The organism is Nocardioides sp. LMS-CY, assembly GCF_018732145.1.
Lineage (GTDB): Bacteria > Actinomycetota > Actinomycetes > Propionibacteriales > Nocardioidaceae > Nocardioides > Nocardioides soli.
The window spans coordinates 1,780,682-1,804,610 of sequence record NZ_CP076104.1; the positions used below are offsets into that span (position 1 = coordinate 1,780,682).

At 71.6% G+C, this 23,929-nt stretch carries 22 protein-coding genes and 2 tRNA genes; 19 read left to right on the forward strand and 5 right to left on the reverse strand.

Features of this window, described 5'->3' with window-relative positions; genetic code table 11:
- Positions 1 to 19 precede the first annotated feature (19 nt).
- Both KM427_RS08535 and KM427_RS08540 read right to left on the reverse strand, forming a co-directional pair.
- Positions 20 to 1,624 carry a sulfatase family protein gene (locus tag KM427_RS08535; protein ID WP_215526932.1) on the reverse strand — a complete coding sequence of 535 codons (1,605 nt, stop codon included), beginning with the start codon at positions 1,622 to 1,624 and terminating at the stop codon, positions 20 to 22.
- Positions 1,593 to 3,491 carry an endonuclease/exonuclease/phosphatase family protein gene (locus tag KM427_RS08540; RefSeq protein WP_215526933.1) on the reverse strand — a complete coding sequence of 633 codons (1,899 nt, stop codon included), beginning with the start codon at positions 3,489 to 3,491 and terminating at the stop codon, positions 1,593 to 1,595. Before KM427_RS08540 ends, KM427_RS08535 begins: the two co-directional genes overlap by 32 nt.
- A gap of 206 nt (positions 3,492 to 3,697) precedes the next feature.
- On the opposite strand from KM427_RS08540, the gene KM427_RS08545 reads away from it, so the two are divergent.
- From KM427_RS08545 to KM427_RS08570, 6 genes are all read left to right on the forward strand, one after another.
- Complete coding sequence (locus KM427_RS08545) at positions 3,698 to 5,278, forward strand: class I SAM-dependent methyltransferase (RefSeq protein ID WP_215526934.1); 1,581 nt, start codon at positions 3,698 to 3,700, stop codon at positions 5,276 to 5,278.
- Complete coding sequence (locus tag KM427_RS08550) at positions 5,275 to 5,508, forward strand: DUF6752 domain-containing protein (protein ID WP_183590828.1); 234 nt, start codon at positions 5,275 to 5,277, stop codon at positions 5,506 to 5,508. The genes KM427_RS08545 and KM427_RS08550 overlap by 4 nt, the downstream gene beginning before the upstream one ends.
- Complete coding sequence (locus KM427_RS08555) at positions 5,505 to 6,584, forward strand: sulfotransferase family protein (RefSeq protein WP_215526935.1); 1,080 nt, start codon at positions 5,505 to 5,507, stop codon at positions 6,582 to 6,584. The genes KM427_RS08550 and KM427_RS08555 overlap by 4 nt, the downstream gene beginning before the upstream one ends.
- A gap of 103 nt (positions 6,585 to 6,687) precedes the next feature.
- Positions 6,688 to 8,073 (forward strand): phospholipase D-like domain-containing protein, encoded by a 1,386-nt coding sequence (locus KM427_RS08560; protein ID WP_215526936.1) that lies wholly within the window; start codon positions 6,688 to 6,690, stop codon positions 8,071 to 8,073.
- Positions 8,074 to 8,184: 111 nt separating this feature from the next.
- Positions 8,185 to 9,171 carry a hypothetical protein gene (locus KM427_RS08565; RefSeq protein ID WP_215526937.1) on the forward strand — a complete coding sequence of 329 codons (987 nt, stop codon included), beginning with the start codon at positions 8,185 to 8,187 and terminating at the stop codon, positions 9,169 to 9,171.
- A gap of 81 nt (positions 9,172 to 9,252) precedes the next feature.
- A complete protein-coding gene (locus tag KM427_RS08570; RefSeq protein ID WP_215526938.1) occupies positions 9,253 to 10,458 on the forward strand; it encodes an acyl-CoA dehydrogenase family protein in 1,206 nt (401 codons plus the stop codon).
- Positions 10,459 to 10,805: 347 nt separating this feature from the next.
- On the opposite strand, the gene KM427_RS08575 is transcribed toward KM427_RS08570, so the two are convergent.
- Positions 10,806 to 10,991 (reverse strand): DUF5302 domain-containing protein, encoded by a 186-nt coding sequence (locus KM427_RS08575; protein ID WP_215526939.1) that lies wholly within the window; start codon positions 10,989 to 10,991, stop codon positions 10,806 to 10,808.
- Between the two features lie 82 nt (positions 10,992 to 11,073).
- Positions 11,074 to 11,607, reverse strand: a complete 534-nt coding sequence (locus tag KM427_RS08580) for a GNAT family N-acetyltransferase (protein WP_215526940.1) — start codon at positions 11,605 to 11,607, stop codon at positions 11,074 to 11,076.
- A 44-nt stretch (positions 11,608 to 11,651) separates the two neighbouring features.
- Between KM427_RS08580 and KM427_RS08585 the strand changes: the two genes are divergently transcribed.
- Both KM427_RS08585 and KM427_RS08590 read left to right on the forward strand, forming a co-directional pair.
- Complete coding sequence (locus KM427_RS08585; RefSeq protein ID WP_215526941.1) at positions 11,652 to 12,221, forward strand: TetR/AcrR family transcriptional regulator; 570 nt, start codon at positions 11,652 to 11,654, stop codon at positions 12,219 to 12,221.
- Between the two features lie 66 nt (positions 12,222 to 12,287).
- A complete protein-coding gene (locus KM427_RS08590) occupies positions 12,288 to 12,818 on the forward strand; it encodes a MaoC family dehydratase (protein ID WP_215526942.1) in 531 nt (176 codons plus the stop codon).
- A 271-nt stretch (positions 12,819 to 13,089) separates the two neighbouring features.
- Here the strand turns inward: KM427_RS08590 and KM427_RS08595 are convergent, their stop codons facing one another.
- Entirely contained in the window at positions 13,090 to 14,295 is a 1,206-nt protein-coding gene (locus KM427_RS08595; RefSeq protein WP_502887158.1) for an MFS transporter, read from the reverse strand.
- Positions 14,296 to 14,306: 11 nt separating this feature from the next.
- Here KM427_RS08595 and KM427_RS08600 point away from each other — a divergent pair, with 11 nt between their 5' ends.
- The 11 genes from KM427_RS08600 (at position 14,307) to KM427_RS08650 (ending at position 23,922) form a co-directional block, all read left to right on the forward strand.
- Positions 14,307 to 15,191, forward strand: a complete 885-nt coding sequence (locus KM427_RS08600; RefSeq protein ID WP_215526943.1) for an alpha/beta hydrolase — start codon at positions 14,307 to 14,309, stop codon at positions 15,189 to 15,191.
- A 12-nt stretch (positions 15,192 to 15,203) separates the two neighbouring features.
- The gene (locus tag KM427_RS08605) at positions 15,204 to 15,704 is read left to right on the forward strand and encodes a ribose-5-phosphate isomerase (protein ID WP_183590812.1); all 501 of its coding nucleotides are present in this window, start codon (positions 15,204 to 15,206) and stop codon (positions 15,702 to 15,704) included.
- On the forward strand, positions 15,697 to 16,554 hold the full coding sequence (locus tag KM427_RS08610; RefSeq protein WP_183590811.1) for an Fpg/Nei family DNA glycosylase: 858 nt from the start codon (positions 15,697 to 15,699) through the stop codon (positions 16,552 to 16,554). The genes KM427_RS08605 and KM427_RS08610 overlap by 8 nt, the downstream gene beginning before the upstream one ends.
- Positions 16,555 to 16,582: 28 nt before the next feature.
- Positions 16,583 to 17,680, forward strand: coding sequence for a PP2C family protein-serine/threonine phosphatase (locus KM427_RS08615; RefSeq protein ID WP_215526944.1), 1,098 nt, complete (start codon positions 16,583 to 16,585; stop codon positions 17,678 to 17,680).
- 145 nt (positions 17,681 to 17,825) lie between these two features.
- Positions 17,826 to 17,899: transfer RNA gene (locus tag KM427_RS08620), tRNA-Gly, on the forward strand.
- A 46-nt stretch (positions 17,900 to 17,945) separates the two neighbouring features.
- A tRNA-Pro gene (locus KM427_RS08625) sits at positions 17,946 to 18,018 on the forward strand.
- A 46-nt stretch (positions 18,019 to 18,064) separates the two neighbouring features.
- Entirely contained in the window at positions 18,065 to 19,483 is a 1,419-nt protein-coding gene (tig, locus tag KM427_RS08630) for a trigger factor (RefSeq protein ID WP_215526945.1), read from the forward strand.
- Between the two features lie 429 nt (positions 19,484 to 19,912).
- Positions 19,913 to 20,497, forward strand: a complete 585-nt coding sequence (locus KM427_RS08635; protein ID WP_183592164.1) for an ATP-dependent Clp protease proteolytic subunit — start codon at positions 19,913 to 19,915, stop codon at positions 20,495 to 20,497.
- Positions 20,498 to 20,520: 23 nt separating this feature from the next.
- A complete protein-coding gene (locus tag KM427_RS08640) occupies positions 20,521 to 21,129 on the forward strand; it encodes an ATP-dependent Clp protease proteolytic subunit (RefSeq protein WP_183590808.1) in 609 nt (202 codons plus the stop codon).
- Between the two features lie 188 nt (positions 21,130 to 21,317).
- Positions 21,318 to 22,616, forward strand: coding sequence for an ATP-dependent Clp protease ATP-binding subunit ClpX (gene clpX / locus KM427_RS08645; RefSeq protein WP_183590807.1), 1,299 nt, complete (start codon positions 21,318 to 21,320; stop codon positions 22,614 to 22,616).
- A gap of 355 nt (positions 22,617 to 22,971) precedes the next feature.
- Positions 22,972 to 23,922 carry a hypothetical protein gene (locus KM427_RS08650; protein ID WP_215526946.1) on the forward strand — a complete coding sequence of 317 codons (951 nt, stop codon included), beginning with the start codon at positions 22,972 to 22,974 and terminating at the stop codon, positions 23,920 to 23,922.
- The last annotated feature ends 7 nt before the right edge of the window (positions 23,923 to 23,929 follow it).

Here is a 23,929-nt window from a genome sequence, read left to right on the forward strand (position 1 = left end):
CCGGCTAGCGGGCGACGGCTCAGCGGTAGAACTCGCTGGGGCAGGCGCCGCCCGCACAGTCGCGGTACTCCCGCGAGATCCGGCGCAGCTCCTTGAGCTTCGCGCGATAGCGCCGGTCGGTGGCCAGGTTGTCGAGCTGGTAGGGGTCGACCGAGCGGTAGTAGAGCTCGGGCTGGCCCCGGCGTCCCTGCACGTAGGTCCACGGCCCGACCACGACGCCGGTGTAGAGCGGCGTGCGGCCGCCCTTGATCGGCCAGCCCGCGATCGGCACGACCCGGCGGCTCGCTCGCGCGTCCAGCCACGGCAGGACGTCGACCCCGTCGACCTCTCGGCCCATCGTCGCGCCCGCGAGCGCGGCGAACGTCGGCGCCCAGTCGGCGTTCGAGACCGGCGTCCGACTGACGGTGCCCGCGGGGATGCCCGGGCCGCGGATGTACATCGGCACGCCGACGATCTCGCGGAAGTACCAGAGCTTGCCCTCCAGGTTGTGCTCGCCGAGCACGAACCCGTTGTCGGAGGTCAGCACGACGTAGGTGTCGTCGAGCTGACCGGTGCGGCGCAGTGTGTCGAAGGTGCGGGCCACGGCGCGGTCGACCGACTGGAGCGCCTCGACCCGTTGCTGGTGCGCCTCCCGCATCTGGGCCCGGCGCTGCTGCGCGACCGGCTCGCGCGCGGCGGAGACGACCACCTTGTCGGAGGGGTCCGCCTCGAACATGTTGGGCTTGTCGGGCAGATCGAGGTCGGCGAACGTGTCGCGGTCGCGCTCCTCGGGGACCGTGGTGGCCAGCGCGTGCTCGTCGTCGGAGTAGAGCGCCTTCGGGTCGTCGTCCTCGACCGGGCCGCCGTGGTGCGGCGCGACGTAGTTGAGCCACAGGTACCAGGGCCGCTGCTCGCGCCGGGGGTCCTCCAGCAGCTCGGTGCTCTGGTCGCTCAGCAGCGTGGTGGAGTAGGTGTGGGTCTCGACGACCTCGCCGTCGACCAGCAGCTGGGGATCCTCGAAGTTGTAGGTGCTGAAGTCGACGGTGGGCCGCCACACGGTCCACCCGGGCGGCTGGTGGTCGACGTGCTCCTCGGTGTACCCGTTGAGGTACTTGCCGAGGAACATCGTGTCGTAGCCGGCGTCCTGCAGCGCCACCGGCAGCGTGTCGTCGTCCTCGAACGCCGTGAAGCCGCCGCCCTCGCCGTTGATGGTCAGCGCGCCGTGGTTCTGCGCGTACTGGCCGGTGAGCAGCGTCGCGCGAGCCGGGACGCACACCGGGGTGGGGGAGAGCCCGTCCTCCAGCGTCATCCCGCCCTCGACCAGCAGTTCCTGCACGTGCGGGAGGTACTGCATGTCCTCCCAGGCCGCGTCGTCGAGCGTGATCATCAGCAGGTTCGGCCGGTCCGGTACGCCGCGGAGCGGGGCCGGGGTGGCCGGGTCGGTGAGCACCACGTCGCGCTCCGCCGGCGCCCGCACGGGTGCGGTCCGCTCCGGCGCGTGGTAGGCGGGCTTGCGGGCCTGCTCGGCGTCGCTGCCGTCGCCGGTGCACCCGGCGGCGACCAGCGACCCGCTCAGCACGGCCGCGAGCGCCAGCCGGCCGGACCGACGGACGCTACGGGACGACGGGGCCGTCGACGAAGACATTGAGCGACGAGGTCGGGTTCAGGCTCGAACCCGGCAGTGGAGCCAGGCCGAGCACGGCCAGGGCGAGGTTGGCGACGACGCCGGTGAAGATCGGGTTGCTCTTGTAGGGGACCTTCGCCTTGCTCGGGTTGGTCCAGGCGGGGTTGAGGTCGTAGAGGTCGGCGCCGGCGACCACGCCCGGCCCCCAGACGACCAGCGGGGTGGTGTAGCTCGCCGGCTTGCGGTTGCCGGCCTTCGCGCCTGCCGACCCGCCGACGATGACCACCATCGTGTGGCCCGCGGTCGCGGCGTTGTGGGAGACGGTGCGCACGATGCCGCTGACCTGCTTGTCGACGCGGTTGAGTGCCGCGGCGTACTTCGGGCCGCCGTACTTGGTCGCGTCGCCGATGCGCTTCAGCGCGCTGAGCTCGACGTAGGTGAAGGTCTTGGGGCGGGAGCCGAGATCCTGCATGGCCCGCTTGGCGACCAGCTTGTCCTTGTCGCGGTAGAGCACGAACTTGCTGAGCTTCTTGCGCCCGTTGTCGCGGCCGACCGGATCGGTGCCGCCGTTCTTGTTGTTCCAGGAGCGCTTCATGATGGTGGCGCTCGATCGACTGGTGTAGACCGCCGTGCTGCGGCCGCCGTTGTGCACCCGGTCGAAGACGCTCGAGACGTACTGGCCGGCGGTCTCGTGGAGCGTCCTGCCGCGGTCCTCGTCGTACTTCACGCCGTGGCCGCCGCGCTTCTTCACCACCGGCCGGCCGGTGAGCAGGGAGAGGGTGTTGGGCAGCGGCGTGGAGCGCTCGTAGGCCAGCCGGGCGTTCATCGTCGAGGCGCCGGCGGCCCGCAACTCGCGCAGGTGCTTGGTGCGGTCGGCGTCGGAGGCCGAGGTGAACGCGTTGGGACGGAGCCCGTCGACCGCGACCACCACGACGTTGGTGACGCCGGCCGCGCGGGCGGAGGCGGGCGGGATCGTCGCGGTCGCGATCATCGCCGGGTGGTCGCTGGCCTTCTGGACCATGGGCGTGCGCTGCTCGACGAAGGACGAGAACGTCACGTCGGAGGTGCCGGTGACCCAGTCGATGCGGGCCGGGCTGGGCGGCTGGCAGGTCGTCGCGTCGGCGTACCCGCCGTTGGCCGCCTGGAGCTCGGTGTTGCGGACGATCGGGCAGAAGAACTTGCTTGTGTCGTTCATGTCGCCGGTGAGGAAGACCGGGATGCTCGGGTCGGCCGCGCGCAGCGAGTTCACGAGGTCGGACTCGACCTGGACGGCCTGGTCGCGCCACTGCTGGGCCGGACCGCGGGTGTTGGCCGGGTTGTGCACGTTGACGAACCAGGACAGCTGGCCGGTCTCGTTGTTCTGGAGCTGCACGTACGGCATCGGCAGCAGGTTGCCGTTGAAGTAGGGCACCAGGAACACGTTGGCCTGCACGAGCGTGAAGGTGTCGAGGCGCCAGCTGATCGAGTTGTGCGCAGCCGGCGCGCTGCGGGTGGTGCCGGGGAACGTGCCCCACTCCGGCGCGATCGTGTTCCAGAGCTCGGCCTGCGGCCAGTGCAGCTCCTGGAAGCCGACGACCTGGACGCCGTTGTTCTCGAGGATCTGCTTGCTGATCGGCAGCCGCTGGGCGGAGGTGCCGAAGCCCTTGCGCGGCTTGGCCCCGTCGGTGTGGTCGGCGCCGAGCACGTTGAACGACGCGATCCGGAAGCTGGTCGCACCGGGCGGCTGCACGGTCACCACGGCGCGCTTCTTGCTCGTGGCGGGTGCCGCCTGCGCGGCCGGCTGTGCCGGAAGGGCGAGGGTGCTGGAGGCGACCGCGGTGGCCACGGTCAGGACGAGGGCGCCCAGGAACGCGCGGTGGCGCGGGCGCACGACGGCTGGCACGGGCATCTGCGTTATTCTCCCGTTCTGTCATCGCCCAAGATGTCGCCGCACGCCTGATGTCGGTGGCGCCGAGGTGGCGGGCGAGTGCTGAGGACAGAGTTGCTAGTGTGACAGCAGAGTACAACACGTCCCTGCGAGCGACGCCGAGTCGACGTGGTTGCTCCGGCCCCTCCGACGGGTGACGGGATCGCTCGGAAGGAGGACGGACCACGGTGGAACCAGCACCCCCCGCAGGCGATCTGCTGACCGCGCTCTCGGTCGACGACGACGGCATCGCCTTCCGGGGCACCGAGGATCGCTCGGTCGACGTCCGGTTCGACGACCAGCGGATCGGGTCGTTCTGGACCCAGCGCGACACCGTCGAGCAGGGCCCCGGGCGGCGCTGGCGCTGGCCCGACGCGCTGCGGCCGTACCTGAACGGCCGGACCGCCGTGACCGTGCTCGACCACGTCAGCCAGGCGCCCCTCGGCACCGTCGAGGTCGCCCTCGGCACCGGCGAGGGCCGGGTGCGCGTCGCCGACGCCAAGGGCAACCCGCTGGGGCTCGACAAGTCCAACCGGCTGCGCCGGCTCTTCGCGAGCCGCAGCGCCGAGCACACCGAGCCCCTGCTCGACGCGATCGAGAAGGTCCTCGGCGCGCTCACCGCGGCCGGGGTGCGCCCCTTCATCGCCTACGGCACCCTGCTCGGCGCCGTGCGCGAGGGGGCGCTGATCGGGCACGACTCCGATGCCGACCTCGGCTACGTGAGCGCCCACGAGCACCCGTACGACGTGGTCCTCGAGTCCTTCCGGCTGCAGCGCTCGCTCGTCGAGCTCGGCTACCCCGTCACCCGCTACAGCGGCATCGCCTTCAAGGTGGGTGTGCGCGAGGGCGACGGCCGGATGCGCGGCCTCGACGTGTTCGGCGGGTTCCTCCGCGACGGCCACCTGCACCTGATGGGGGAGGTGCGGGCGCCGTTCCGGATGGAGTGGATGTACCCCACCTCCACCACGACGCTCGAGGGCCGCGAGCTCCCCGCGCCCCGTGAGCCCGAGCACCTGCTCGCCGCGATGTATGGGCCGAGCTGGCGGGTGCCCGACCCGGCGTACAAGTTCGAGACGCCGCCGAGCACCTACCGCCGCCTCAGCGGCTGGTTCCGGGGTACCCAGGCCAACCGTGAGCGGGTCTGGGACCCCTTCTACCTGCGCACCCACGGGCAGCAGACGTCACCCAGCGCGTTCGTGCGGTGGGTGCTGCGCCGCGAGCGCGGCCGCGCCGAGACGGCCTTCGACGTCGGCTGCGGCGCCGGCGCCGACGCCGCGTTCCTGGCCCGGCAGGGCATCGCGGCGGCCGGCTTCGACTACGCCCGGCGGGCCTTCGGCAAGCGGGCGAAGGCGGCCCGCCGCGGCCGGCTGCCGCTGCGCTACCAGTGGATGAGCCTCACCGAGCTGCGCTCGGTGCTGCCGCTCGGCGTCGAGCTGTCCCAGGTGTCCGGCACCAAGGTGATGCTGGCCCGGCACGTCGCCGACGCCACCACGGCGTACGGACGCGCCAACCTGCTCCGGCTGGCCCGGATGGCCCTCGACGGCGGCCGGCTCTACCTCCAGGTGGCGACGGCGCCGTCCCCGGATCTGCCGTACGGCGTGCGGCCGCTCGACCTCGACGCGTTCCTGGCCGAGATCGACCGCTCCGGCGGCCGCGTCGTCGCCCGCCACGACCTGACCCGCGACACCGTGCGCGTGCGGTCCCGCATCGACGCGGGCACGCCGGACGCGCCGCCGTACCTCACAAGATTGGTGGTCCAGTGGCCATGATCCGCTCCCGCATCCGCGACCTCGCCCGGCTCCGCCAGCGCATCACCGACCTCGAGGCCGAGGTCCAGGAGTGCCGCCAGCTCAACCTGCGGCTGGCGGAGGTCACCGACCTCGTCTCCGAGCTGCTCGTCGCCCTCGCCGACACCGACGACCCGCGCGTGGCCGCGGCCGTGGCCCGCTACCGGGCGGGGGTCAGCACCACGCCCCAGGGCCCGGACGCGGAGCGATGAGCGACCCCTCGCGCGTCTTCCTGCACATCGGCCTGCCCAAGACGGGGACGACGTACCTGCAGGAGGCGCTCTGGCTCAACCGCGACCGGTTGGCCGAGCGCGGCCTGTACCTCCCGGGGGCCCGCCGACAGCACCTGCTGGCGTCGCTGGAGCTGCGCGAGGACCCGGGCCTGGCCAACCGGCCCCGGCACGTCGAGCACCCGTGGACCCATCTGACCGACCTGGTGCGGACCCGGCTGCGCAAGAAGGGCGGCGACGCCCTGATCAGCCACGAGTTCTTCGCGTCGGCCACGCCTGCGCAGGTCGAGCGCGCCCGGGAGGCATTCCCGGACGCCGAGCTGCACGTCGTGCTCACGGCCCGGCCGACGGTCGACCTGTTCACCTCCCGCTGGCAGGAGTGGGTCAAGAACGGCAACCACCTCCCGATCGACTCCTACCCGCCGGAGCCGAAGGGGGTCAGCGCCTGGGGCTGGGCCAGCTTCGACCTCGGCGACGTCCTCGAGCGCTGGGGGAGCGTGCTCGACCACGAGCGCATCCATGTCGTGCCCCTCACCAAGGGGGCGGGTCCGCGCGCGCTCTGGGACACCTTCCTCGACGTCTGCGGGCAGGGCTCCGACGGACTCGAGAGCCAGGAGCAGCCCGCGAACACGTCCCTCGGGCTCGTCGAGGTCGAGGTGCTGCGGCGGACCAACGCGGAGCTGAGGGGCTTCACCTCGCCCACCGACCGCGGCCGCTGGATCCGGGGACACCTCGGGGAGCGGACGCTGGTGCACGAGGGCGCCGAGCGCTACCGGCCCTCCGCCGAGAAGCTGGCCGAGCTGCGGCGCCGGGAGGAGCGCACGCTGGGCCTGCTCGCGGGCGGCGGCTTCGACCTGCGCGGCGATCTCGACCTGCTCCGCTCCGCCGACATCTCCGCCCGGAGGCATCCCTCCGACGCCACCGACGCCGAGCTGCTCTCGGTCGCGGTGGGTGCGGTCGCGGCGCTGCTCACCGACCTCCGGGCGGCCGCCGAACGAGCCGGGGACGTGCCCGTGCTGGACGCCAAGCCATCGCGCTGGCGCCGCCGCCGCGAATGACGGGCGGCCCGATCGCCTGTGTTAGCGTGCTCCGCTCCGTCGTCGAAAGGTCCGTCGCGTGAAATCCAGCGCCCGTGCGCTTGTCACGGCACTGAGTCTCATCGTGCTCGCCACGGGGGGCAGCGGGTACGTCGCCACCGCTCAGGCGGCTCCGGCCGGCCAGTCCGCCGGGTCGCTCGCGCTCGTCAAGGCGGACAAGCCCAAGGACAAGCCGAAGAAGCCCAAGAAGGCGAAGTGGCAGCCCGCCGAGGGGCCGGTCTTCAACGTCCCGCGATCCAAGCCCGAGACCCAGTTCCGCATCGAGGGCCAGGTGCTGTCGGCCATCCGGCACGCCAAGAAGGGCTCGCGGATCTGGATGTCGATGTTCTCCTTCGACCGGTTCCCGGTCGCCGACGCGCTCATCAAGGCCCGCAAGCGCGGCGTCCAGGTCCAGGTGCTGATCAACGACCACGAGATGACGCCCGCCCAGCGCAAGCTGCGCAAGGCCATCGGCACCAACCCCAAGAAGAAGAACTTCGCCTACCAGTGCTACAAGGGCTGCCGGTCCAACGGTGACGTCCTGCACTCGAAGTTCTTCCTCTTCTCCAAGACCGGGGCGGCCAAGGACGTCGTGATGGTCGGCTCCGTGAACATGAAGATGAACGGGGCGAAGAACCAGTACAACGACCTGTGGACGACCAACGACTCGCCGGAGCTCTACGAGCGGCTCGAGGACCTCTTCCGGCAGCAGAAGCTCGACAAGCCGGTCCCCAAGCCCTACATCGACGAGGCCATCGGCACGAAGTACCGCCTGATGGTCACGCCGTTCCACGGCGCGCCGTACGACGACCCGATCATGACGCTGCTGCGTCCGGTCAAGTGCACCGGGGCGACGATCAACGGCGGCCGCACGATCATCCGGGTCAACATGCATGCCTGGGACGGCAGCCGGGGCAAGTACATCGCCCAGCGCTTCCGCAACCTCTACGCCCAGGGCTGTGACATCAGGATCCAGTACGGCATGGCCGGCGCCGCGGTCCGCGCGGTCTTCGGCAACCCGACCAAGCGCGGCTACATCCCGGTGCGCTCCAACGGCTTCGACACCGACCACAGCGGCCCGAACGGCGAGAGCGACGGCGAGGTCGACCTCTACAGCCACATGAAGATGCTGCTGATCTCGGGCCACTACGGCGACGACACCGCCGCCCGCTACACCGTCACCGGGTCGAGCAACTACCAGGACTCGGGCCTGACCGGCGACGAGATGCTGCTGACGATCCGTGGTCGGCAGACGTACAAGGCCTACCTCAACCACTTCAACTGGATGTGGGACAAGCGCACCCGCGCCGTCGGCTACCGCCCGCACACGGGGAACGCCAGTCCCACGCGTCCGCCGTTCCCGGCGCGGCTGCTGGCCTCGCTCGGTCAGCTCGCGCCGTCCGGGGAGCTGCCGCGGCTGATCGTCACCGAGAAGTACGGCTTCGACAGCCCCGAGTGGCGCGACGAGTAGTCTCCGCAGCACAGCCACTCGTGACCCGCTCGTGAACCACGCGTGGTGCTGTCCGTAGGTTCTCGCACGTTGGTCCTTGCAGTTGGTTCTGGTTGAGGCGGAGAGGTCTCCATGGTCGAGCGGTTGGTGCTGCACGTCGGGCTGCTGAAGTCGGGGACGACCTTCGTGCAGGCCCGGCTGGGTGCGAACCTCGACGAGCTCGAGCGTCAGGGCGTGCTGTTCCCGACCCCCTGGTCGCGGCAGGTGCGGGCGGTCACCGACCTCGCGTCGTCCGGCGCCGGCGCGAAGGCCTGGGCCAGGCTGGTCGCCGACGTGCGCGACCACCCCGGCACGGTGCTGCTCTCGATGGAGTTCCTGGCGCCGATCCCCGAGGACCGGATCCGGCGGGTGCTCGCCGACTTCCCGGGTGCCCGGGTGGAGGTGGTGATCACGGTCCGCGACCTGGGCCGGGTGGTCCCCGCGATGTGGCAGGAGACGCTCCAGAACCGGCGGAGCTGGGCCTGGAGCGAGTTCCAGCGCGCCGTGCGCTCGGAGTCCGGCACCGTCGGCAAGCGGTTCTGGCGCCAGCAGGACGTCGGCAAGGTCGCCAAGCGCTGGGCCAAGGTGCTCGGGCCGGAGCAGGTGACCGTGATCACCGTCCCGCCGTCGGGTGCGCCGCCGGAGCTGCTCTGGGAGCGGTTCTGCGACGTCGCCGGCCTGGCCCCGGCGACCTGGGCTCCGGCGCCGCGCGCCAACGAGTCGCTCGGCGTCGCGTCCGCCCTGCTGCTGGGCCGGCTGAACGCCGCCCTCGGCGACGACGTCGACCGCAGCGTCTACAACAAGGCGGTCAAGAAGCGACTCGCCAAGCAGGTGCTCGCCGCGCGCAAGTCCGACGAGCCGTCGATCGGCTTCGTGGTGCCGGACTGGCTGCGCAAGCGCTCCGACGCCCGCAGCGCCGACCTCGCGGCGACCGGGGTCCGGGTCGTCGGCGACCTGGCCGAGCTGGTGCCGCGCGACGTACCCGGTCTCGATCCGGACTCGGTCACCGCCGAGCAGCAGCTCGAGGCGGCGGTCGACGCCCTGGCGCGCCTCGTGCAGGGGTCCGGCAAGCGCCGCTGAGTGCGTGCGATTTGTCACGGCCACGAAGCCGCGCCGACCGAGTAGGTTACCGGGCAGTCACCCCGACGCGGAAGGACACCGATGGGCCGGCTGTGTGAGACCGACGGACTGACCGAGGACCAGAGCGAGATCCTCAAGGCGGTGCGGACGTTCGTCAACGAGAAGATCCTCCCGGTGGCGACCGAGCTGGAGCATGCGGACGAGTATCCGCAGGAGATCGTCGACGGGCTCAAGGAGCTCGGGATCTTCGGGCTGACCATCCCCGAGGAGTACGACGGGCTGGGGGAGTCGCTGCTGACCTACGCGCTGTGCGTGGAGGAGATCGCGCGGGGCTGGATGAGCGTGTCGGGGGTGATCAACACCCACTTCATCGTGGCGTACATGCTGATGAGGCACGGCACCGAGGAGCAGAAGCGGAAGTACCTGCCGCGGATGGCGACCGGCGAGGTCCGGGGCGCGTTCTCGATGTCGGAGCCGGGTCTGGGCTCGGACGTGTCGGCGATCAAGACCAAGGCCACGCGGCTGGGTGAGGGGCCCGAGGCGGGCTACTCGATCACCGGCCAGAAGATGTGGCTGACCAACGGCGGCACGTCGAACCTGGTCGCGGTGCTGGTGAAGACCGACGAGGGTGCGGAGTCGGTGTACCGGAACATGACGACGTTCCTGGTCGAGAAGGAGCCGGGGTTCGGGGAGACCGCGCCGGGTCTGACGATCCCGGGGAAGATCGACAAGATGGGCTACAAGGGCGTCGACACCACCGAGGCGGTGTTCGACGGCCTGGAGATCTCGGCCGGCCAGGTCCTCGGCGGCGAGCCGGGCCGGGGCTTCTACCAGATGATGGACGGCGTCGAGGTCGGCCGCGTCAACGTGGCCGCGCGCGCGTGCGGGATCGCGAACCGGGCCTTCGAGCTCGCGGTCGCCTACGCCCAGCAGCGGGAGACCTTCGGGAAGCCGATCGTGGAGCACCAGGCGATCCTGTTCCGGATCGCGGAGATGGCCACCAAGGTGGAGACCGCCCACGCGATGATGGTGCGGGCGGCGCGGAAGAAGGACTCCGGGGAGCGCAACGACGTCGAGGCCGGGATGGCCAAGATGCTGGCCTCGGAGTACTGCAACGAGGTCGTGCAGGACTCCTTCCGGATCCATGGCGGCTACGGCTACTCCAAGGAGTACGAGATCGAGCGGCTCTACCGCGAGGCGGCGTTCATGCTGATCGGCGAGGGCACCAGCGACATCCAGAAGATGATCATCGGCCGCAGCCTGCTCAAGGACTACCAGCTCGGCTGACTCCGGGTACGCCGGGTCCGCCGCGACCGGCGGTGGTTGAGGAGGGCGTTCTGCGCCCGGCCGGCGGTGGTTGAGGAGGGCGTTCTGCGCCTGGCCGGCGGTGGTTGAGGAGGGCGTTCTGCGCCCGGCCGACGGTGGTTGAGGAGGGCGTTCTGCGCCCGGCCGACGGTGGTTGAGGAGGGCGTTCTGCGCCCGTCTCGAAACCCCTCCGCCACGACGGTCGCCACCGCTGTCCGATCCACCGGGTCTCGCCGCGCGGTCGCGACCTCGCACGCTCGGCCGCGCGCTTGCTCGAGCTGCGCGACCCCACGCGTCGAGCTGGCTCCGTGCACTCGCCGCTGCTCGCTTCAGGAACCCCCGCCGCCGGCTTTGCGGCGGTGCATCTGCGGCGCGGCGCCGCCGGCCACCTCGGAGCCGTGCGCCTTCTCCTTCAGCGGCGCGTCCTGCCGGACGCCCTTCCGCTTGGCGTTCTTCCGATCCAGCGCCTCCCGCATCTTGGCCTTGAGGTCGTCGTTGGCGTTCGAGTCCGTCATCGTTCCTCCGCGAAGGTAGGGCCGGTCAGGTCCCTCCACCCTCGCACGAGGCCGCGGCGTACGTCGACCGACTATTCGACCGCTACCGCTCGGCCGCCAGCAGTGCCCACACCTCGACGTCCCAGAGCCGGCCGTCGTGCTCGAACGCCTGGCGCAGCGTGCCCTCGTGGGTGAAGCCGAGCCGCCGGGCGACCGCCCGGCTGGGCAGGTTCTCCGGCACGCAGTGCCACTCGACCCGGCGGATGCCGCGCACGTCGACGGCCCAGGCCACCATCGCCTCGACGGCACGGGTGACCAGGCCCCGCCCGGTCGCCTCCGGGCTGAGCCAGACGCCGACCTCGCAGGTGGCGGCGGAGGGCTCGAAGACCCGGAAGAGCGTGCCGCCGACCATCTCGCCGTCGCGCCAGAGCGCGTAGATCCGGCCCCCGTCGCGGGCGGTGGCGTCGGCGTACCGCTGGAGGAACGCGCGCGCCGACGCCTCGTCGACGATCGAGCGGGCCCAGGGGAGCCAGGGGCCGAGGTGCTCGCGGTGGCGCGCGGTGAACGCCGCGAACGTCGCGGCCTCCCAGGGCTCGAGGGGACGCAGCTCCGCGTCTCCGACCTGCCTGCTCAGCATGGTGTGCTCCCATCTGCATAACGACTGTTATGTACTCTAGTCCCATGCCGGCCCGGGTCGACCACGATGCACGCCGCCGCGAGATCGCGGAGGCGCTGTGGCGGGTGCTGGCGCGCGATGGCTTCGGCGGCCTCAGCCTGCGCGCGGTCGCGGCGGAGATGGGCGCGACCACGGGCCTGGTCACCCACTACTTCGGCAGCCGGGCCGAGCTGATCGACCACGCGCTCGAGCTGCTCCACGCACGCACCGATGCCTCGCTCGGCGAGGCTGACGTCCCGCTCGGGCGGGCATCGCTGCGCACCCGGCTGCTCGCCGTGCTGCCCAACACGGGGGAGGCGGCCGAGCTGAGCCGGATCTGGGTCGGCTTCTGGGGCCTGGCGCTCGTCGACGCCGGCCTGTCCGCCCGGGAGGCCGCCCGCTACGAGCGCTGGCGGGCCTGGCTGCGGCCGCACGTCGCGGCCGGGTGGCCCGAGGCGGACGTCGAGACGAGCGTCGACCTGCTGACCTCCTCGACCCACGGCCTGGTCGTCCAGGCCCTCTTCGACCCCGACCGGTTCGGCCCGGAGCGGCTCGAGGCGCTGGTGGACGCACAACTGGCCCGCCTGGGCGGGTGAGGGTGGGTGACATTGCCCACGCGCCCGGACGATGCGCCGCCCGGCGGCGGCAGGCAGCATGGGCGCATGCAGTTCGGACGCAGCTACGAAGAGTTCGAGGTCGGCGCGACGTACAAGCACTGGCCCGGCAAGACGGTGACCGAGTACGACGACCACATGTTCTGCCTGCTCACCATGAACCACCACCCGCTGCACCTCGACGCGCACTACGCGGAGGAGACCACGCAGTTCGGGAAGAACGTCGTGGTCGGCAACTACGTCTACTCGATCCTGCTCGGCATGAGCGTGCCGGACGTCTCGGGCAAGGCGATCGCCAACCTGGAGATCGAGTCGTTGCGGCACGTCGCGCCGACGTTCCACGGCGACACGCTCTACGGCGAGACCACCGTGCTCGACAAGTGGGAGAGCACGAGCAAGGACGACCGGGGGGTGGTGCACGTCGAGACGGTCGGCTACAACCAGGACGGCAAGGTCGTGTGCATCTTCCGCCGCAAGGTGATGGTGCCGAAGCAGAGCTACCTCGACGCCCGCGGTGGGGAGCAGCCCGGCCGCCCGGTCCCGCTGCCCGACAAGAACTGGCGAGGCGCCGCGGACTGAGCTTGCGAAGTCCGCGAGTGCGCCGAAGGGTTGAGGAGCGTCGGGTCAGGCCGGAGCGGAGCGACGGGCTGACCGAGGCGTCTCGAAACCAAGGCCCCGGACCTGAGCTTGCGAAGTCCGCGAGTGCGCCGAAGGGTTGAGGAGCGTCGGGTCAGGCCGGAGCGGAGCGACGGGCTGACCGAGGCGTCTCGAAACCAAGGCCCCGGACCTGAGTTCGCGAAGCCCGCGAGTGCGCCGACGCGTCTCGAGACGCGATCGACCTGAGGAGCGCTCAGCGGCTGCCGAGTGACGCCGCCGCCTTCGGCACGAACGCCGCGGCGAGCGGCACGATGCCGAGCACCAGGACCATCGGTACGGCGAAGCCGACGCGCAGCGAGCCGGCGCCGACCAGCCCGGTCATCACCGAGCCGAGCAGCGCGCCCACGTAGTTGAACTGGTTGAACCGGGCGATCACCGCGTCGACCCGGGCCTGGCGGACGGCCGGCTCGAACCCGCCCTCGGACTCGGGGCCGCCGGCGATCTTCGCCGCCGCGGAGAAGCTGAGCGGCGCGACCACCGCGACGCCGGCACCCAGGAGCGCGAAGCCGGCCACGGCGACCTGCCAGCCGGGGGAGAAGACCACGACGGCGAGCGCCGCGGCGCCGATCAGCGCGCCGACCCGCAGCACCGGCACCACGCCGAACCGGGCGACCAGCCCGTCGCCGGCCAGCCGCACGGCCCCGCTGGCGAGCAGGTAGGCGATCGCGGCCAGCGACACGTAGCGCTCGGGCGTCGTGAACTCGTGGTCGAGGAACAGCGGGCCCCACGTCTGCACGGCGGTGTCGACCATGTAGAAGAGCACCATCGCGAGGCCGACCAGCAGGATCGGCCGCCACGGGACCGCCACCTCCAGGGAGAGCTCGGTGGGCCCGTGGTCGCGGGGCAGGAACGGCGCGAACGACACCAGGAGCGGCACCACCCCGACGACTGCGGCCGCCTCGAGCGGCAGGTGTGACATCCCGAACGTCAGCGTCGCCCCGAGGACGCCGCCCAGCGTCCAGGCGCCGTGGAAGGACGGCAGGATCGGCCGGCCGTAGCGGTGCTCGATCGCGACCGCCTGCATGTTGGTGCTCGCGTCGACCACGCCGAGGCCGAGGCCGTATCCGGCCATGCCCGCGACGTACACGCCGGCGCTGGGCGCTACGCACAGGACGGGCACCGAGACGGCGATGACCAGCAGCCCGGTGCGCAGCAGCAGGGCGCTGTCGCGCCGCTTGGCCAGCCGCTCCGCGACCACCGAACCCGCGCCGGCGAGCAGGATCATCATCAGCAGCACCAGCGAGAGCGCGACGTCGGACAGGTGCCACCTGTCCTGGAAGTCGGGCAGGCGCGTGGTCAGGCTGAGCAGCACCATGCCCTGGCTGAGGAAGGCGGCGGCCGTGGCGACCCGCGCCCGCGAGATCTGCATGCCGGGCATCGTGGCACGATCGCCGGCGATAGCGTGCGGACATGCTGTTCCCCGAGGCCCGGCGCGCCGTCGAGCTGGCGGCCGCAGAGACGCCCGTCTGGACCGAGGGCTACGACGTACCCGCCGCTCGTGCGCAGGCGCGCGCGGCCGCGGCGGCCGAGCCGCGCGAGGACGTCGCCGAGGTGCGCGACATCGACGCCGACGGTGTGCCGGCGCGTCTCTACCGGCCCGACCACGCCACACCCGGCCTGGTGCTGCACCTGCACGGAGGCGGCTTCGTCTTCCACGACGTCGACGTCCACGACCCGGCCGCCCGCCGGCTGGCCAACCGCACCCGCCGGGCGGTGCTCAGCGTCGACTACCGGCGGCCACCCGAGCATCGATTCCCGGCGGCGCCCGACGACGTGTCGGCCGTCGTCGCCTGGCTCGACCGCGAGGGCCCTGCGCTCGGCCTCGACGGGCCGACGGTCGTCCACGGCGACAGCGCCGGCGGCAACCTCGCGCTGGTCGCCGCGCTGCGCCACCCGACGCGGTTCGCGGGCGTCGTGCTGGTCTACCCGTTCCTCGACCCCGAGGCCGGCTTCGCCTCGTACCGCACCGCCACCGACGGCTTCGACCCGCGTGAGGCGGCGTGGTACTGGCAGCAGTACGCCGCGACGCCCGCCGACCTCATCCACCCCGACCTCGCGCCGCTGCGCTCCGACCGGCTCGCGACGCTGCCGCCCACCCTGCTGGTGACCGCCGAGCACGACCCGCTCCGCGACGAGGGGGAGCACCTCGCGGCGCGGCTCGCCGACGCCGGCGTGGCGGTCACCGCGACCCGCTACCTCGGTCAGGTCCACGGCTTCTGGCGGCACGCCTCGGTGTTCCCCGCTGCCGAGCAGTTGCTGCGGCAGTCCGCCTCGTTCATCGACCAGTGCTGCTGAGAGGATGCCCGCATGCGCGTGCACCTCGGCTGCGACCATGCCGGCCTCGACCTGAAGGACCACCTGACGACCTGGCTCACCGAGCACGGGTACGAGCCGGTCGACCACGGTCCGTTCTGGTACGACGCCCAGGACGACTACCCCGTCTTCTGCCTGCGCGCGGCGCAGGCCGTCGCGGCCGAGCGCGCGGCCGGCCAGGACAGCCTGGGGGTCGTGATCGGCGGCTCCGGCAACGGTGAGCAGATCGCCGCCAACAAGGTCGCCGGCATCCGGTGCGCGCTGGCGTGGTCGGAGGAGACCGCGCTGCTCGCCCGCCAGCACAACGACGCCAACGTCGTGGCCGTCGGCGGCCGGATGCACTCGCTGGCGGAGATGACCCGGTTCGTGGAGCTCTTCCTGGCCGAGCCGTTCTCGGACGCCGAGCGCCACTCCCGGCGGATCGCCCAGCTCGCGGCGTACGAGGTCGACGGCACGCTGCCGCCACTCCCGGAGCCTCCGGCTGCCGATGCCTGAGGGACACACCCTCCACCGGCTCGCCGGTGAGCTGACCCTGGTGTTCGGCGGCCGCGAGGTCGAGGCGAGCAGCCCCCAGGGCCGGTTCGCCGAGTCCGCTGCGCTGATCGACGGCCAGGTCCTGGTCGGCGCCGAGGCCTGGGGCAAGCACCTGTTCGTCGGGTTCCCCGACGAGCGGTTCGTGCACATCCATCTCGGCCTGTACGGCGGCCTCGAGGTCGTCGCCGGGGTGCCCGAGGTGCCGGTGCCGAGGGGGCAGGTGCGCCTGCGGTTGGTGGCCGCGCCCGCCGGTGGCTCCGCCGCGTTCTCGTACGCCGACCTGCGCGGCGCCACGACGTGCGAGCTGCTGACCCGCGCGGAGCGCGACCTCGTCGTCCTCCGGTCCGGGCCGGACCCGCTGCGCGCCGACGCCGACCCCGGCCTGGCCTGGGAACGGATCCGGCGCAGTCGCGCGCCCATCGGCTCGCTGCTGATGGACCAGTCGGTGCTCGCGGGCGTCGGCAACGTCTACCGGGCCGAGGTGCTGTTCCGGCACCGGATCGACCCCTACCGGCCGGGAAACACGCTGCGGATCGGGCAGTGGCGGGCGATGTGGGACGACCTGGTCGTCCTGATGCGCGAGGGCGTGCGCACCGGGCGGATCGACACGGTGCGACCGGAGCACACGCCGGAGGCGATGGGCCGGCCGCCGCGCCGCGACGACCACGGCGGCGAGGTCTACGTCTACCGCCGCAACGGCATGCCCTGCCACGTCTGCGGGCGGTCGGTGCGCACCGCCGAGCTCCAGGGGCGCAACCTGTTCTGGTGCTCCCAGTGCCAGCGCAGGTACCGGTCCCGAGCACTACAGTGAGCGCACCCCAGGACGAGGACCGACGACCATGACCGCTCGTACCGACGCGGACCGGCCCGCTCAGCCGTCCCGACCGCGGCGGGTGCGCCGCCGCCGGCACCTCCTGCCGCGTGCCAACCGCACGCTGGTGCTGCTGGTCGCGCTCACGGTCCTGATCACCCTGGTCGTGCTGGCCTGGCCGGGCACCGCGCCGATGACGACGCTGATGATCCCGCTGCTGCTCGGCAGCCTGCTGCTCGGGCCGCGGCAGCTGCCGTGGTTCGTGGTCTTCGTGATGGTGATGCTAATGCTCGCCATCGCGCGGCAGCCGGAGCTCGACGCCCGGATCGTGCTGGCGATCACCATCCTCTACGCGCTCTGCTTCATCGTGCTGACCACCTCCTTCCGGCGCTCCCGGCTGGGCGTCGCCGGGGTGCAGGGGGAGTCGATGCTCGTGGACCTGCGCGACCGGATCCTGAGCCAGGGCGGGATCCCGCCGCTGCCCTCGGGCTGGCTGGTCGAGGGCGCGCTGCGCTCGGCCGGCGGCACGCCGTTCGCCGGCGACTTCGTGGTCGCCGTGGTCCCGCGCGACTCCGACCGACTGCAGATCGTCGTCGTCGACGTCTCCGGCAAGGGGGAGCAGGCCGGCACCCGCGCGCTGCTGCTCTCGGGCGCCTTCGGCGGCCTGCTCGGCGCCCTCGAGCCGGCCGAGTTCCTGCCCGCGGCCAACGAGTACCTGCTGAACCAGCGCTGGGACGAGGGGTTCGCGACCGCCATCCACCTCTCCCTCGACCTCGAGACCGGCGACTTCGAGGTCCGCGCCGCCGGCCACCCGCCGGCGGCGCAGCTCGACGCCGGCTCCGGGCGCTGGTCGGTGCACGAGGCGGAGGGCCCGGTGCTCGGGCTCATCGAGGACGCCGAGTTCACCACCGTCTCCGGGGTACTGCGACCCGGCGACGCGATGATGCTCTACACCGACGGGATGGTCGAGACGCCCAAGCGCGACATCGGGCTCGGCATCGACCGGATGCTCGGTCAGGCCGAGCGGCTGCTGCGCGGCGACTTCGAGGGCGGCGCCGACCGGCTGGTCGACGCGCTGGGCTCCCACAACGACGACCGCGCGCTGGTGCTCGTCCACCGCCGCTGACGCGGCCCCACGTCGTACCAGCGCCGTACCGACGCCGTACCAGGGGAGCGTCCACGGCGCCGTCCCGGTTGGGGCCAGGTGGGCTCGGTATGGCACGATTGCACCGCACATTCGCGCCCTGGTCGACGGGTCGGGGAGGTGTCGCGCGGATGTAGCTCAATGGTAGAGCCCCAGTCTTCCAAACTGGCTACGCGGGTTCGATTCCCGTCATCCGCTCCAGGAGGGGTCCGGACGCTGCCGCGGTAGCGTCCGGGGCGCCGCCTGGCGGGGCGTAGCGTAGTGGCTAGCGCGCCTGCTTTGGGAGCAGGAGATCGCAGGTTCGAGTCCTGTCGCCCCGACTCGCAGCACCGCAGAACCCATCGAGCAACCAATAGGAGAAAGCCTGTGAAGAGCGCCGTCGAGACCTTGAGCCCGACCCGGGCCAAGCTGACCGTCGAGGTGCCCTTCGAGGAGCTCAAGCCGAGCCTCGACAAGGCATACAAGGCCATCGCCCAGCAGATCAACGTGCCCGGCTTCCGCCGCGGCAAGGTCCCGCCGGCCGTCATCGACCGTCAGGTCGGCCGCGGTGCGGTCCTCGACCAGGCGATCAACGAGGTCGTGCCGCAGAAGTACATCGAGGCGCTCCAGGCCAACGACCTCCAGCCGCTCGCGCAGCCGGAGATCGAGGTGACCAGGCTCGAGGACAACGACGCGCTCGAGTTCACCGCCGAGGTCGACGTCAAGCCCGAGATCACGCTCCCGTCGTACGACGGCGTCGAGGCCCAGGTCGACGACATCGAGCTCACCGACGCCGACGTCGAGGAGCAGCTCGAGGCCCTGCGCGAGCGCTTCGCGACGCTGATCGACGTCGAGCGCCCGGCCGCCGACGGCGACTTCGTCGTCATGGACCTCAAGGCCACCAAGGACGGCGAGCCCGTCGAGGGCGCCGAGGTCACCGGCATGTCCTACCGCGTCGGTCGCGGCGGCATGCTCGACGGCCTCGACGAGGCGCTGGTCGGCCTGGCCGCCGGCGACGAGACCGTCTTCTCCTCCCAGCTCGTGGGCGGCGACCTGGTCGGCGAGGGCGTCGAGGTCGCCGTGTCGGTGAGCCAGGTGCAGGAGCAGGAGCTGCCGGAGGTCGACGACGAGTTCGCGCAGCTGGCCTCGGAGTTCGACACCGTCGCCGAGCTGACCGAGGACCTCCGTGAGCGCCTCGGCCGCGGCCGCCGACTCGAGCAGGCCGCCGCCGCTCGCGACGCGGTGCTCGAGGCGCTGCTCGAGCAGGTCTCGGTGCCGCTGCCCGAGAGCGTCGTCACCGACGAGCTCAACGCCCGGCGCAGCAGCTTCGAGCAGCAGCTCGCCTACAGCGGCGTCACGATGGACAAGTACCTCGAGGACGAGGAGCAGACCCAGGAGGAGTTCGAGGCCGACCTCGAGCGCCGGGTCCGCGACGCCGTGACCGCGCAGTTCCTCCTCGACGAGATCGCCAAGGTCGAGGAGTTCGGCATCGAGCAGCAGGAGCTCTCCGAGCACATGGTCCGCCGGGCCCAGCAGTCCGGCCAGGACCCGCAGGAGTTCGCGAACCACATGTTCGAGCACAACCACATCCCCGAGCTGGTGCAGGAGATCCTGCGCGGCAAGGCGCTGGCCCGGATCGTCGAGTCGGCCGTGGTCAAGGACGCCTCGGGCAACGTGGTCGAGCTGGCGAACCTGCGTCCCGACGGCACCATCGGTGCGCCGGAGGACGCCGCCGAGGCCGAGGCCGAGACTGGGGACGCCGAGGCTGGGGACGCCGAGGCCGCGGAGGAGAAGGCCGAGGCCTGATCCCACCCGATCCCGTTCGTCGACCCGCCCGAGCCGTTCGGGCGGGTCGACGGCATTTCGCCCAGAGCACGGGCCCGGGGCCGACCCGGGGTCCAGCGGGGGTCGGTCAGGTAGTCCGAGCGCGACACGCCGCATCCCCCGGCGTGTCGCGCTCCGCTTTCCCTGACCGCCCCCGGCTGCCCCGGCGTGTCGCCGCCGTTTCCCCGGGCGGCCGGGGAAACGGCGATCCGCGTGCCGCCGGCACCCGACGGACCGCACCGCTCAGGGTCATGCCGGCCGCAGCAGGCCCGAAATCTGCTGTCGGCGAACAGGGGGGTGTACGCCGTGGATGTGTCGGCGCTTGCGGCTAGGGTCGCTTTCGTGACCCAGTACTCCAGCTCCGCGCCCCACTCGGGGACCCAGCAGCCGCAGCTCAACGGCGGCGGCGGGATGAACGGCCTCGACGACCACATCTACCAGCGCCTGCTGCGCGAGCGCATCGTCTTCCTCGGCTCCGAGGTCCGCGACCAGAACGCGAACGCGATCTGCGCCCAGCTGCTGCTGCTGTCCGCCGAGGACCCCGAGGCCGACATCTTCCTGCACATCAACAGCCCGGGTGGCTCGGTCGACGCCGGCATGGCGATCTACGACACCATGAACTACATCCCCAACGACGTCGCCACGGTGGGCATGGGCCTGGCCGCCTCGATGGGGCAGTTCCTGCTCTGCGCCGGCACCAAGGGCAAGCGCTACGCGCTGCCGCACGCGCGGATCATGATGCACCAGCCGTCGTCCGGCATGGGCGGCTCGGCCTCCGACATCAAGATCCAGGCCCAGCAGTCGCTGCACATCAAGCAGATCCTGCTCGACCTGATCGCCGAGCACACCGGCCAGCCGCGCGAGCAGGTCGAGGCCGACGCCGACCGCGACCGCTGGTTCACCGCGGAGCAGGCGAAGGAGTACGGCCTGGTCGACCAGGTCATCAAGAGTGCCCGCGAGGCCGCCGACGACGGCCGCCCGGCCCACAAGAACTGAACCCACGAGACGGGGAAAGAGCCATGAACTACTACATCCCGCAGTGGGAAGAGCGCACGTCGTACGGCTTCCGGCGCATCGACCCCTACGCCAAGCTGTTCGAGGACCGCATCATCTACCTCGGCACGCCGATCTCCGACGACGTCGCCAACGCGGTGATCGCCCAGCTGATGTGCCTGGAGTCGATGAACCCCGACCAGGACATCCAGATCTACATCAACAGCCCCGGCGGCTCGTTCACGGCGCTGACGGCCATCTACGACACGATGAACTTCATCAAGTCCGACGTGCAGACCGTGTGCATCGGCCAGGCGGCCTCGGCGGCGGCGATCCTGCTGGGCGCCGGCGCCCGCGGCAAGCGGATGGCGCTGCCCAACAGCCGGATCCTGATCCACCAGCCCTACACCGAGGGCACCTTCGGGCAGACCTCCGACATCGAGATCCAGGCCAACGAGATCCTGCGGATGCGGGAGCTGCTGGAGAAGATGATCAGCGACCACAGCGGTCGCCCGCTCGAGCAGGTGAGCCGCGACATCGAGCGCGACAAGATCCTCACCGCCGAGCAGGCCGTCGAGTACGGCCTGATCGACGCGGTGATCGAGTCGCGCAAGGGTGCCCCCGCACTCGCCTGAGGCCATGGCCGACCCAGAACGTCCCGTGTCCCTCCCCCGAACGGGGGTGGCACGCGGTACCGTCAGAGAGGCCCTCGGCCCCTCGATCGCACAACCGCAGCACCAGCTCGACAGATAGGTTCGACAGCCCAGGACCCGACCCACCGGGCCCGACAGGTCGAGCTCGAGATACCGGAGGATGACCGCCCGTGGCACGTATCGGTGACGGAGGCGACCTGCTCAAGTGCTCCTTCTGCGGGAAGAGCCAGAAGCAGGTCAAGAAGCTGATCGCGGGTCCCGGCGTCTACATCTGCGACGAGTGCATCGACCTGTGCAACGAGATCATCGAGGAGGAGCTCAACGAGGGCTCCGAGGTCAGCCTCGACGAGCTGCCCAAGCCGCGCGAGATCTTCGAGTTCCTCAACTCCTACGTCATCGGTCAGGAGCAGGCGAAGAAGTCGCTCGCGGTCGCGGTCTACAACCACTACAAGCGGGTCCAGTCGGGCCTGCAGCCCGGGGCTGGCCCCGCGGGCCCGGGCAAGCACAGCAAGGACGAGGTCGTCGAGGTCGCGAAGTCCAACATCCTCGTGATCGGTCCGACCGGCTGCGGCAAGACCTACCTCGCCCAGACGCTGGCCCGGATGCTCAACGTCCCGTTCGCCATCGCCGACGCGACCGCCCTCACCGAGGCCGGCTACGTCGGCGAGGACGTCGAGAACATCCTGCTCAAGCTGATCCAGGCCGCCGACTACGACGTCAAGAAGGCCGAGACCGGCATCATCTACATCGACGAGATCGACAAGGTGGCCCGCAAGGCCGAGAACCCGTCGATCACCCGTGACGTCTCCGGCGAGGGCGTCCAGCAGGCGCTGCTGAAGATCATCGAGGGCACCACGGCCTCGGTGCCGCCGCAGGGGGGACGCAAGCACCCCCACCAGGAGTTCATCCAGATCGACACCACCAACATCCTCTTCGTCGTGGGTGGTGCGTTCGCCGGGCTCGAGCACATCATCGAGCAGCGGGTCGGCAAGAAGACCCTCGGCTTCACCGCGGAGGTCCGCGGCCAGGCCGAGCGCGACGCCGAGGACCTGCTCGCCCAGGTGCGCCCCGAGGACCTCACCAAGTTCGGCCTGATCCCGGAGTTCATCGGGCGGCTGCCGCTGATCGCGAGCGTCTCCAAGCTCGACCAGGAGGCGCTGGTGCAGATCCTCACCGAGCCGCGCAACGCGCTGGTCAAGCAGTACCAGAAGCTCTTCGAGCTCGACGGCGTCGAGCTCGAGTTCACCCCCGAGGCCGTCGAGGCGATCGCCGACAAGGCGATGGAGCGCGGCACCGGCGCGCGCGGGCTGCGCGCGATCATCGAGGAGGTGCTCCTCCACGTGATGTACGACGTGCCGTCCCGCGGCGACGTCGCCCGGGTGATCGTCACCCGCGAGGTCGTGTCCGACGACGTCGCCCCGACGCTGGTGCCGCGCGAGTCCGAGGCCAAGAAGAAGAAGTCGGCCTAGGAGTCTGCTGAACAAGACGGGCGAGCGCGAGCGGCGGCCGGTGCGTGCGGTGGCAAGGCGGCCGAGGGAAGGCGTGGCGGGTCACTTCGACCGAGGCGAACGCAGCCAACGCTCCACCGGCCGTCGCGTAGCCGCGCGGATTGTTCAGGAGGCTCCTAGGCCTGGCCGGATCCGCCCCACCGAGCCGTCTGGCCCGCCCGGGCCATCCGGACCGGCGCGCACACCGACCCCTGGCCTGTCGGGACTAGCCCACTCGGGCCATTTCCGGCCATTCGCGGCCTGGGGGTTTGGCCGCGGTGCGGCCGGGCCGGAAAACTCATCCCCGAACGTCCGAATATCTCGGGGAAGGGGTCAGATGCGGTCCGAGCACCGGGCACCGTTGGTGGCCTCGATCATCGTCGTCCTGGCGTGCATCGGGGTGATGGCGCACGCCGTGCGCACGGATGCCATCGGCGGCATCGCGGGTCCGATCCACCGGGCCCTGCTGGCCGCGCCCGTGCTGCACCCGAAGCCGGTCCCGACCGAGGCGCCGGTGCCGGCGACCGCGGTGAAGGCCGCCACGGGCGGTGAGTCCTCGGCCGACCGCGGTGCGGGCGCGCCGGACCGGGGCCACGTGGCCGGCTCGGCGGGCGACGAGGCCACGACCCGGCCCGGCAGCTCGCACCAGCGCCCGGGCAAGAAGGACGACAAGCACCTCGCCCAGGACAACCGCAAGCAGGACGACGCGAAGCAGGACGACGCCGACGGCGCCACGCTCGCTGCGGCGCCGCCCGTCTCGGAGCCGACGGTCCCCGTCATCCCGGTGGTGCCGGACCGCTCCTCGGGCTCGAGCGACCATCGTGGGTGGGGTCGTGACGACGACGACGACCACGACCGCGGCCACGGCTGGGGTCGCGGCGAGGACCGCAGCACGACCCGAGGTCCGAGCTTGAGCGCGGGCCAGGGCGTGCGGAACGCCGTGAAGGGCGTCATCGAGACCAGCATCCCGACCTCGACCCGCGACAACTCCGGCCGCGGTGGTGGCCGGGGCCACGGCTGGGGGCACTCCAGCAATCCGGGCCGGGGCAACCCGGGCTACGGCAATCCGGGCCGGGGCAACCCGGGCTACGGCAACCCGAGCCACGGCAACCCGAGTGGCTCGGTGAGCGGCGCGGTCGGCGGCGTCGTCGGCGTGATCGGTGGCCCGTCAGGGTCCGGGAACGACAACGACCGTGGCTGGGGCCGTGGCGACCGCAACGACGACCACGACCGGGGCTGGGGCCGCGGCGGTGGTCGCGGTCACGACGGCGACCGCGGCTGGCGCTGACCGAGGC

What these genes read in the sequence shown, in the direction of transcription:
- KM427_RS08580 (WP_215526940.1), bottom strand. Translation starts at nt 11,607, where the DNA reads ATGCTGAGCAGGCAGGTCGGAGACGCGGAGCTGCGTCCCCTCGAGCCC.
- KM427_RS08565 (WP_215526937.1), top strand. Translation starts at nt 8,185, where the DNA reads ATGGTCGAGCGGTTGGTGCTGCACGTCGGGCTGCTGAAGTCGGGGACG.
- KM427_RS08540 (WP_215526933.1), bottom strand. Translation starts at nt 3,491, where the DNA reads ATGCCCGTGCCAGCCGTCGTGCGCCCGCGCCACCGCGCGTTCCTGGGC.
- KM427_RS08650 (WP_215526946.1), top strand. Translation starts at nt 22,972, where the DNA reads ATGCGGTCCGAGCACCGGGCACCGTTGGTGGCCTCGATCATCGTCGTC.
- KM427_RS08575 (WP_215526939.1), bottom strand. Translation starts at nt 10,991, where the DNA reads ATGACGGACTCGAACGCCAACGACGACCTCAAGGCCAAGATGCGGGAG.
- KM427_RS08605 (WP_183590812.1), top strand. Translation starts at nt 15,204, where the DNA reads ATGCGCGTGCACCTCGGCTGCGACCATGCCGGCCTCGACCTGAAGGAC.
- KM427_RS08585 (WP_215526941.1), top strand. Translation starts at nt 11,652, where the DNA reads ATGCCGGCCCGGGTCGACCACGATGCACGCCGCCGCGAGATCGCGGAG.
- KM427_RS08610 (WP_183590811.1), top strand. Translation starts at nt 15,697, where the DNA reads ATGCCTGAGGGACACACCCTCCACCGGCTCGCCGGTGAGCTGACCCTG.
- KM427_RS08550 (WP_183590828.1), top strand. Translation starts at nt 5,275, where the DNA reads ATGATCCGCTCCCGCATCCGCGACCTCGCCCGGCTCCGCCAGCGCATC.
- KM427_RS08535 (WP_215526932.1), bottom strand. Translation starts at nt 1,624, where the DNA reads ATGTCTTCGTCGACGGCCCCGTCGTCCCGTAGCGTCCGTCGGTCCGGC.
- KM427_RS08590 (WP_215526942.1), top strand. Translation starts at nt 12,288, where the DNA reads ATGCAGTTCGGACGCAGCTACGAAGAGTTCGAGGTCGGCGCGACGTAC.
- KM427_RS08555 (WP_215526935.1), top strand. Translation starts at nt 5,505, where the DNA reads ATGAGCGACCCCTCGCGCGTCTTCCTGCACATCGGCCTGCCCAAGACG.
- KM427_RS08615 (WP_215526944.1), top strand. Translation starts at nt 16,583, where the DNA reads ATGACCGCTCGTACCGACGCGGACCGGCCCGCTCAGCCGTCCCGACCG.
- KM427_RS08570 (WP_215526938.1), top strand. Translation starts at nt 9,253, where the DNA reads ATGGGCCGGCTGTGTGAGACCGACGGACTGACCGAGGACCAGAGCGAG.
- KM427_RS08600 (WP_215526943.1), top strand. Translation starts at nt 14,307, where the DNA reads ATGCTGTTCCCCGAGGCCCGGCGCGCCGTCGAGCTGGCGGCCGCAGAG.
- KM427_RS08635 (WP_183592164.1), top strand. Translation starts at nt 19,913, where the DNA reads ATGAACGGCCTCGACGACCACATCTACCAGCGCCTGCTGCGCGAGCGC.
- KM427_RS08640 (WP_183590808.1), top strand. Translation starts at nt 20,521, where the DNA reads ATGAACTACTACATCCCGCAGTGGGAAGAGCGCACGTCGTACGGCTTC.